General features: G+C 65.6%; 6 protein-coding genes. All 6 read right to left on the bottom strand.

The window, feature by feature from the left end:
- Positions 1-1,144 (bottom strand): glycoside hydrolase 5 family protein (locus BBIA_RS12935; protein ID WP_035138540.1); only part of this gene is annotated, 1,144 nt, incomplete at its 3' end.
- A gap of 16 nt (positions 1,145-1,160) precedes the next feature.
- Positions 1,161-1,997, bottom strand: coding sequence for a carbohydrate ABC transporter permease (locus tag BBIA_RS12930; RefSeq protein WP_033496253.1), 837 nt, complete (start codon positions 1,995-1,997; stop codon positions 1,161-1,163).
- A gap of 17 nt (positions 1,998-2,014) precedes the next feature.
- Entirely contained in the window at positions 2,015-2,947 is a 933-nt protein-coding gene (locus BBIA_RS12925; RefSeq protein ID WP_033496214.1) for a carbohydrate ABC transporter permease, read from the bottom strand.
- Positions 2,948-2,988: 41 nt separating this feature from the next.
- Positions 2,989-4,260 (bottom strand): ABC transporter substrate-binding protein, encoded by a 1,272-nt coding sequence (locus BBIA_RS12920; protein WP_033496212.1) that lies wholly within the window; start codon positions 4,258-4,260, stop codon positions 2,989-2,991.
- A gap of 228 nt (positions 4,261-4,488) precedes the next feature.
- Complete coding sequence (locus BBIA_RS12915; protein ID WP_035138539.1) at positions 4,489-7,593, bottom strand: alpha-mannosidase; 3,105 nt, start codon at positions 7,591-7,593, stop codon at positions 4,489-4,491.
- A 421-nt stretch (positions 7,594-8,014) separates the two neighbouring features.
- Positions 8,015-9,107 (bottom strand): glycoside hydrolase family 38 C-terminal domain-containing protein (locus tag BBIA_RS12910; RefSeq protein ID WP_035138536.1); only part of this gene is annotated, 1,093 nt, incomplete at its 5' end.

Below are 9,107 nucleotides of genomic sequence, written 5' to 3'. Positions count from 1 at the left end.
CCTGGCGGGTCAGGCCCATCCACGCCTCGAACACGGAGCCGGCCGGGGCGAGCGCGGCGCGCAGTGTCGGGTCGCCCTGCCCGTCGACAGGGATGGCGATGGCCGTGGTGCGCGGCGCGGGGGCCGGAGTGGCTTCCTTTGCGGAGCGGATGGCGTCGCGGAACGCCTCCCCCACGTCGGTGAGCGTGCCGTCCACGTCGAACAGGCCGAGTTCGTGCTCGAAGAACGGGAAGTCTGAGAACGTCTTCGGGATGCGGTGCGAGCACCACCAGGTGATGCCGTACACGTCCGGGCAGTCCTCGATGGCCTCGACCGATTCGCGGCAGAACGCGGGGGCGTCCTCGGGGGCGACCACATTGCCGGGGGCGCCGATCTCCTGCACCCACACCGGGCGGTGCGGGTCGGAGGCGAACGCCTTCGACAGTTCGACGAGCCATGCGGCGTGGTGTGTGCTTTCGAGCGACATCGGGCCGTAATGCTGGCCGGTGCCGTTGAACACCCACGAGTGCACGGTGGTGATGTCGCCCTTGCGGGAGGCGTACTGCGGACGGAACGCGTGGCCGTCCATGTACCAGACGGCGTCGTTCTCGCTGTGCAGGACCACGCGGCCGTCCTCGTGGGCGCGGCTTTCGACCGAGCCGATGAGCCGGTCGAGCCATACGCCAATCTGGTCGGGCGTGGCGAACATGCGGCGCGGGTGCGTGCGATCGGTGAACTGGTTGCACTCGTTGCCGAGCGTGAGTCCGGCGAACGCCTTGACGTCGGCGAGCGCGCCGTAGATGGCCTTCACCAGGTCGCACTGGGCTTCGATGGCCGGCTCGTCGGCGAACATGCTCGCGTCGTGCCAGGAGACGAGCCAGGAGGGTACGAAGTCGAAGCTCGACAGGTGTCCCTGGATGACGTCCACGTAGACGTCGAGCCCGGCTTCGCCGCCGATCTCCACCATGCGGCGGAGGTCGGCGAGGGCCTTGGGGTTGATCCACGTGCGGTTCGGCTGCAGCAGGGTCCACAGCGGGAAGACGCGCACGTGGTCGGCGCCGAGGTCGGCGATCTGCTCGAGGTCGCGGCGGATCGCGTTCCAGTCGGGGTTGAGCCATGAGTAGAACCATTCGCCGGAGGGCGTGTAGTTGACTCCGAATTTCATGGTGTGTGCTCCGTGGTTATTCCTTGACCGATCCGGCTTCCAGGCCGTTGAAGATGTAGCGCTGGAAGACCAGGAAGAAGATCATGATCGGGATGAGGGCGACGATGGTGCCGGCGGCGACGACGCGCGGGTCGGACACGAAGGTGCCCTGCAGGCGGCTCATGCCGAGCGTGAGCGTGTAGTGCGAGTCGTCGGTGAGCACGATGAGCGGCCAGAGGAAGTCGTTCCACGAGCCCATGAAGGAGAAGATGCCGACGAGCGCCATCGTGCCCTTGACCTGCGGCACGCAGATGCGCCAGAAGCGCTGCCAGATGTTCGCGCCGTCCACTTCTGCCGCCTCGATCATTTCGCGCGGGATCGCGTTGAACGCGTTCATGAACAGGAGGATGTTCATGGAGCTGACTAGGCCGGGCAGGGCCACGCCGATCAGGTTGTTCTGCAGGTCGAGGTTGCGGATGATGAGGAACTGCGAGATGAGGATCGTTTCGCCGGGCACCAGCATCGACAGGAACAGCAGGCCGATGACCAGCCCCTTGCCCTTGAAGCGCAGGAGGGCCAGCGAGTAGCCGGCGAAGCATCCGGAGATGATGTTGCCGCCGATGTTCAGGGCTGCGACGATGAGCGTGTTGCCCACGTAGAACAGGATCGGCAGGCGCTTGAACACCTGGACGAAGTTGTCGATGGTCGGGTCGACGGGGATCAGGTACGGCGCGGCGTACATGTCGTCCTTGGGGCCCTTGAACGCGAGCGAGATCTGCCACAGCAGCGGGGCCGCGAGGAAGAGCAGTAGGGCGAGCAGCACGATGATGCGCACGATCTTGCCGGGCGTGTAGTGGTTGTACTTGTTTTCCATCACTGCTTTGGTTGCCATCAGTCTTCGCTCCTACGCTGGACGATCCATTCGATGCCGATGATGCAGCCGAGGACCACGAACATGACCATGCCGAGCGCGCCGGAGTAGCCGGTGCGGGCGTTGATGCCGGTGCCTTCCTGCTTGATGAGCATGGTCATCGTCAGATCGGCGCCGCCCACGCCGCCCGAGCCGCCGGAGAGCATGTAGATCTCGCCGAAGACGCGGAACGCGGACATGGAGCTGAGGAGCATGACGAGGATCATCGTCACGCGGCAGCCGGGAAGGGTCACGTGGAAGAACTGGCGGATGCCGCCGCAGCCGTCGATGGAGGCGGCTTCGTACAGGGTGCCGTCGATGTTGGCGATGTTGGCCAAGTAGATGAGCATGTAGTAGCCGAGGCCGCTCCAGATGGTCACGGCCATAGCGCTGAACAGCAACAGCCAGCGGTCGGTGAGGAACGGGATCGGGGTGCTGATCCACTTGAGGGCCTTGAACGTGCCGTTGAGCAGACCGTCCTTGTCGAGGATGTTGGTCCACAGGAGGCCGACGACGACGCTGGACATGATGACCGGCGTGTAGAAGGCGGTGCGGAAGAAGTTCATGATGCGCGTCTTCTCGGCGACGAGCGCGGCGAGCATGAGCGGCAGGATCACCATGAACGGGACGATGCACACCACGTACAGGGACGAGTTGAAGAACGCGGTCTGGAAGCGCCGGTCGGTGAACATGTTCACGTAGTTCTGGAGCCCTACGAACTTGCCGGGCTTGAGCAGCGTGGAGTCGGTGAACGACAGGCGGATCGTGTTGAAGAACGGGATCAGCGAGAAGGTGCAGATCCACAGGATCGGGGGGAGGACGAACAGCCAGGGGACGATGCGGCCGCTGGAGCGGGGATCGACCCCCTGCGCGGCGGCGACGCCGCCGCGCTTCTTGGTCTTGGTTTTTGCCATGTTGGGGGTTCCTTACGGATTTCGCTTATCGCGCTTGTCGCTTAGATGCGCTCGTTGCAGTACTTGACGGTCGCGTCGAGGGCTTCCTTCGCGGTGATCTTGCCCTGCAGCGCCTGGGCGATCTCCTCGCGCAGCATGGTGGAGCAGGCGGAGGTGAACTGCGGCGGGCCCCAGATCTCACCCTTGCGGATCTGGTCGGCGGACATGCGCATGGCCTCGGCGTCCATCGTGTCGTCGGACGGGTTGAAGAAGTCGTCGTCGATGGTGCCGTTGGAGGACGGGAACACGTTGGCCTTCTTGTCGAACGCGAGCTGGTTGTCGGAGTTGGTCACGAAGCGGGCGAACTTGATGGCCAGGTCCTGGTGCTTGCTGGTGGCGTTCACGGTGAGCATCTCCATGAACATGTTCGGCTTGGTGTTGGCGATGAAGTTAGTGATGGCGAGGTTCTCGAACACCTTCGGGGCGTTCTTGCGGATGTCGTCGACGCTGTACGCGTTGCCGTTCATGAACGCCTGCGAGCCACCGTTGAAGCTCTTGGACTCACCGGAGGTGGAGCTGTTGAGCATGTCGTCGGTGAACGCGCCCGCGTTGTACATGTCGATGTAGTGCTGGACGAACTCGACGCCCTTCTCGTTGTTGAACGTGAACTCGGTGTGGTCGTCGTTCATGAGCTGCACGCCGTACATGCCGAAGTCCTGGATGGACGGGATGCCGGAGGTCAGCGCGTACTTGCCGCCGCACTTCTTGCCGAAGGTGTCGGCCATGGCGAAGATGTCGTCCTGCTTGGTCGGCGGGTTCTTCGGGTCGACGGTGATGCCGCATTCGGACAGCACGGCCTTGTTGTAGAAGGTCGGGCCGGAGTTGAGGTACCACGGGAAGCCGTAGGTGCCTTCCTCGAGGTCGGTACCCTTGAAGGTGGCGGCGGACCATGCGGCCGGCAGGAAGTCCTTTTCGGCTTCCGGAGCGGCGTCGGCGAGGTTGAGTAGCACGCCGGCCTTGGCCAGCGTGTAGGCCGGCTCCGGGCCCATGTCGACCACGTCGGGCAGCTCGCCCGCGGCGGCGTCGGTGGACAGCTTGTCCTCGTAGTTGTCGGCCGGCTGGTCGACCCACTTGATCTTGACGCCCGGGTTGTCCTTCTCGAACTGGGCGATGAGATCCTCAAAGTAGGAGGTGAACTTGTCGTTCTTGAGGTTCCAGGTCTGGAACTTCAGTTCGGTGGTGCCGCTCGACGAGCTGGTGCCGCAGGCGGCCAGGCCGCCCATCATGGCGATCGCCGCGCCGAGTGCCACGGCCTTCTTGATGGTTCCCTTCATGGGGTGTTCTCCTTTTTCCTTATGTGATGTTTCTTCGTCGAAACGCTTGTTGTGATGCAGCCGGCAAACGGCCGCGCTGGGTGAAACCCGCGGCGAAAACGCGTCGCGGATCGGGTTGATTGTTGAGTTATGTGGTTGTGATTGTTGGTTGATTGGATTGATTGGTTGTGCCGGTTCCGGGCCGGAATTGGGCGGCCCGGAACCGAAATCTTGTACCGCGCGCCGGGACTAGTCGCGGGACAGTCGCAGCGTGGTCAGCTGGAACGGCTTGAGCGCGAGCTTGGCGCCTTCGGCCGCCTGCTTGCCGCCGACGAGTCCGGCGGGTTCGTCCGCGTAGGATTCGTCCTGCTCGAGCGTGTTGGTCTCGCGCACCTGCCAGCCGGCGAGCGGGCCGTCGGCGTGCAGAGCGGCTTCGGCCTTAGCGCCGGCCGCCTCGTACAGGCGGACGATCACGTCGCCCGAGCCGTCGTCGGCGAGCTTGATCCAGTCGATGACCGGCGTGCCTTCCGTCGCCTCGATCGTGACCGGCGAGCCGATGGCGGGCATGTCGTCGATCACCGGGGCGTTGATCTCCCCGGCCGCGGCGACGAGCGGCGCGACTTCGGCGCACGGCAGCACGGTCCAGTCGAACTCGTGGCGGCCGATGTCGGTGCGCGGGTCCGGCGCGGTCGGCGCGGCGACGAGCGACAGGCGGACCATCGTGCCGGCGATCGCGCCGTCGTTGTCGCGCAGCGAGTTCACGTCGGAGCCGTAGGTCGAGCCGTTGGCCACGCCGATGCCGTAGGACGAGTCGTGGATGCGCACGAAGCGGTGCGAGCAGCTTTCGAACATCGCCTCGTCGCCTTCGGTGTTCTTGACGATCGGGCGTTCGATGAGACCGTACTGGCACTCGTACTGGGCGCGGGTGGCGGTCAGGGCCATCGGCACGTCGACCTTGAGCAGCTTCTCGGGCACGTTCCAGTCGACGTCTGCGTGGAAGTCGAGCTGGCTCTTGCCTGGGCGCAGGGTGATCGTCGTGGCGATACGGTCGGTGCGGAAGGCGTTCGCGGTGCGGATCACGGCGGAGCCGTCGGCGGCGGTTTCGACCGATTCGATCGAACCGTCCTCGAGCGGGGTGGCGCACAGGAACGCGTCGCGCTCCACGTCCCAGGCGTCGAACACGCCGGGCTCGTCCTTGAGGATCTCGTAGCGGCCGAGCGAGGCGTCCTTGGCGACCATTTCGCGGCCGGTCTTGAGGTCGACCAGCGAGTCGACGGTGCCGTTGGCGGCGATGTGCGCGCGCAGCAGGCCGTTGTCGAGCGTGACGGTGCCGTCGTCGTGGCGTTCGATCGCGACCGGCTCACCCTCGGCGTCCACGCTGGCCGGCGTCCACGAGCCGACTTCGGCGAACTGGCTGATGCGGGCCTTGGCGATGCGCGCGGCGTCCGGGTTGGCGGCGGCGAGCGCCTCGACGGCTTCCTGCGCGATCTCGTGCAAGCGCTTCAGGTCGCGGGCGTAGTCTTCGCGGGCGACGCGGTGCGCCCATTCGATCGCGGAGCCGGGCAGGATGTCGTGGAACTGGTTCAGGAGCAGCGTCTTCCAGATGCGGTCGATGTCGGCCTGCGGGAAGGTGTAGCCGTCCGCTTCGAGCGTGGCGAGCGTGCCGAGGTATTCGACGGCGCGCAGTGCGGATTCGGTCTTGCGGCAGCCGCGCTTCATCTCCTGCTGGGAGGTGAGGGTCTTGCGGTGCAGCTCGAAGTAGAACTCGCCCTTCCAGCGCGGCATTTCGTCGCCGGCCTCGGCCTTCATCTCGGATTCAGCCTTGGCGAAGAAGTCGTCCGGGGTGCCGTATTCGACCTTCGGCATGCCTTCGAAGTTCTCGAAGCGGTGCTCGCGCATCGCCATCTCGCGGATCGGGCCGCCGCCGCCGTCGCCGTAGCCGAACAGCAGGATGCCGCGGTCGGAGGTGTCCTTGTCCTTGTAGTTACGCTGCACGTACGCCATGTCGTGGCCGGACATGTCGGAATCGTACTTGTCGGCCGGCGGGAAGTGCGTGAAGATCTGCGAGCCATCGACGCCCTCCCACATGAACGAGTGGTGCGGCAGGCGGGTGGTGTCGTTCCAGCACAGCTTCTGGGTGAGGAACCACGAGTAGCCGGAACGCTTGGCGATCTGCGGCCAGGCGCCGGTGTATCCAAAACTATCCGGCAGCCAGATGCCGTTCGGGACGACGCCGAGCTTCTCCTTGAAGTAGCGCTTGCCGTAGGAGATCTGGCGGATGAGGGATTCGCCGCACGGCATGGTGCCGTCGGACTCGACCCACATGCCGCCGACCGGGATGAAGCGGCCTTCCTTGATGCGGGCCTTGACGCGCTCGAACAGGTCGGGGTGGCGTTCCTCAAGCCAGGCGAAGTGCTGGGCGGCGCTCATCACGTAGGTGAAGTTCGGATCGATGTCCATCAGGGCGAGGGCGTTGGAGACGGTGCGGCCGACCTTGCGCTCGGTTTCGCGCACCGGCCACAGCCATGCGGAGTCGATGTGCGAGTGGCCCATCGCGGTCAGGGTCATCGCGGAGGCGTTGGCCGGGGAGGCCATCACCTTGTCGAGGGCCTTGCGGGCCGGCTCGAGCGTGGCGTAGTCCTTTTCGTCCCACAGGTTGATGGAGCGCTGCATGGCCTTGGCGAGCTTCCAGTAGCGCGGGTCGGCGTCGCTCATGTTTTCGAGCGAGCCGGTGATCACGTCGAGGTCGGCCCAGTAGTCGAACATGTCCTGGTCGAGCGCGGCGATATCGATGGAGCTGAACTCGTAGCGCTCGTCGGCCTTGCCGGTGGGCTTGGTGCCCAGTTCGGTGACAGTGAACGACGGGACGTTCGGGTTGTACGCGCCCTCGACGTAGATGACGAAGGAGCCGTCCGGGTTGACGACAGCGTCACGCGTGCCGTCAGCCTTGACGAGCGGCATCCAGTGGTTGCGCGGGTGCAGGGCCTTGATGACGGTGCCGTCGGCGCGGTAGGCCAGCGCCTCGATGTGACCGCCGACCGGCCATTCGAGCCAGCCGAGGTTGAAGACAAGTTCGATGGCGAGGCCTTCCGGCAGGTCGGCGGGCAGCTGGCCTTCGACGCGCATCCACGTGGTACCCCAGGAGGTGCCCCACGGCTCGCCGACGGCGAGCGGCTTGAAGTCGACCTGTCCGGACACGGCGCGGGTGATGAACGCGGCCGGCATCTCCGGCTCGCCCGGGTTCATGACGGCGCCGACGGTGCACTGCGCCAGTGTGCGGTGGATGTGCGGCCAGACGCGCTCGCGCATGACGCGCTTGCAGCGGTCGATCTCGCGATTGACTTTCAGCAGCATGGCTCTCCTCTGTTGTGGTTCTGCTCTTCGCTGAGACTAAAGCGATTTAGTAGACCGTCGTGGTCTATCGCCGGTTACTAAAGCGATTTAGTTAGAGAATAACACGACCGCTGTGCGTTTGCAAACCAGCTCCCCCGCGTGTCGTCATACGGCGTGTCGTAACCTGCCGGCCTTCTCACTTTGAAGTGCGTGCCGCTTGCTTCCCTCGCCGCGGAGCGTGACCGGGAGCGGATGGGATAATCATAGTTCGTTCCAAATCCCTTGATTTTCAACGATTTGGCGGATTGCTCATCACGCCGGGTTCACTCCCCTGTCACGCTCCCGGTCACGGAATCGGTGAAGACCCCGGCCGCCAGGCCCCATAACGCGGTGAGCCCCACGCCATCGGCATGGGGGCTCACCTAATATCGCAGCACCGTGGTTATCGGCGGATACGCAACGTGACCAGCTGGAACGGGGCGAGCGCGATCGCCGCGCCCTCGGCTAGCACCGGACCGTCGCCGGCGGCAAGCGCGCGCGGCAGGTCCTCGGGCAGACCCGGCTCCTCCATAATGGTCGTTTCCTCGACGCTCGCGCCGGCGAGTGCGCTGTCAAGCCGCAGCGTGGCCGTAGCGTTGCCGCCAGCGGCCTCGTACAGGCGCACGACGAGATCGTCGGAGCCGTCGTCGGCGAGCTTGACCCAGTCGAGCACGGGAGCGCCGGTCACGTCGGCCAGCGACACGAGCGGCGTGATCGCGGGCAGTTCGCCCACGACCGGGCTGTTCAGGCGCGAAGCTTCGGCAAGCACGGCGTCCATGCGCGCGTCGGCGACCACGCTCCACGCGAACGAATGCTCGCCCTGGTCGGTGCGCGGGTCCGGGTAGAGCGGCGCGGAGAGCAGCGACAGGCGGATCATCGTGCCGCGGCCGGTGCCGTGGGCCGCATCCTCGTGGATGGGGCTCACGTCGGAGCCGTACGTGGACGCGTTGACGACGGCGGCCGCGTAGCCGGAGTCGGCGATGCGCACGAAGCGGTGCGTGCAGCTTTCAAACTTGGCGTCGTCGGAGCGCGTGTTCTTGTTGATCGGGCGCTCGACCATGCCGTACTGGCATTCGTACTGCGCGTTGACGGCCTGCACCGAGACGGGCACGTCGACCTTGAGGAACTGCTCGGCGGTGCGCCAGTCCACGTCGGCGTTGAAGTCGAGCGTGTTCGCGCCGGGCCGCAGCGTGATGCGTGTGCGGATGGCGACGTTCGGCGCCTTGGTGACGACGCTGACGATCGCGCTGCCGTCGGCCGTGGTCTCCACGCCGTCGACCGTGGCGTCGTCGAGCCCGCTCGCAGTGAGGAACGCGTCGCGCTGGATGTCCCAGGCGTCCCAGTGGAACGGTTCGTCCTTGAGCAGCTCGTAGCGGCCGAGGCGCGTGCCGGCGGGCACAAGTTCGCGCCGCGAGGCGAGGTCGACCATCGACGAGACGGTGCCGTCGGCCTCGACGCGAACGCGCAGCAGGCCGTTGTCGAGCACGGTCGCCTCG

Source organism: Bifidobacterium biavatii DSM 23969 (assembly GCF_000741165.1).
Taxonomy (GTDB): Bacteria; Actinomycetota; Actinomycetes; order Actinomycetales; family Bifidobacteriaceae; genus Bifidobacterium; species Bifidobacterium biavatii.
Note: the sequence above shows the minus strand (reverse complement) of the source record. Positions and strands in the feature narration are given on the sequence as shown.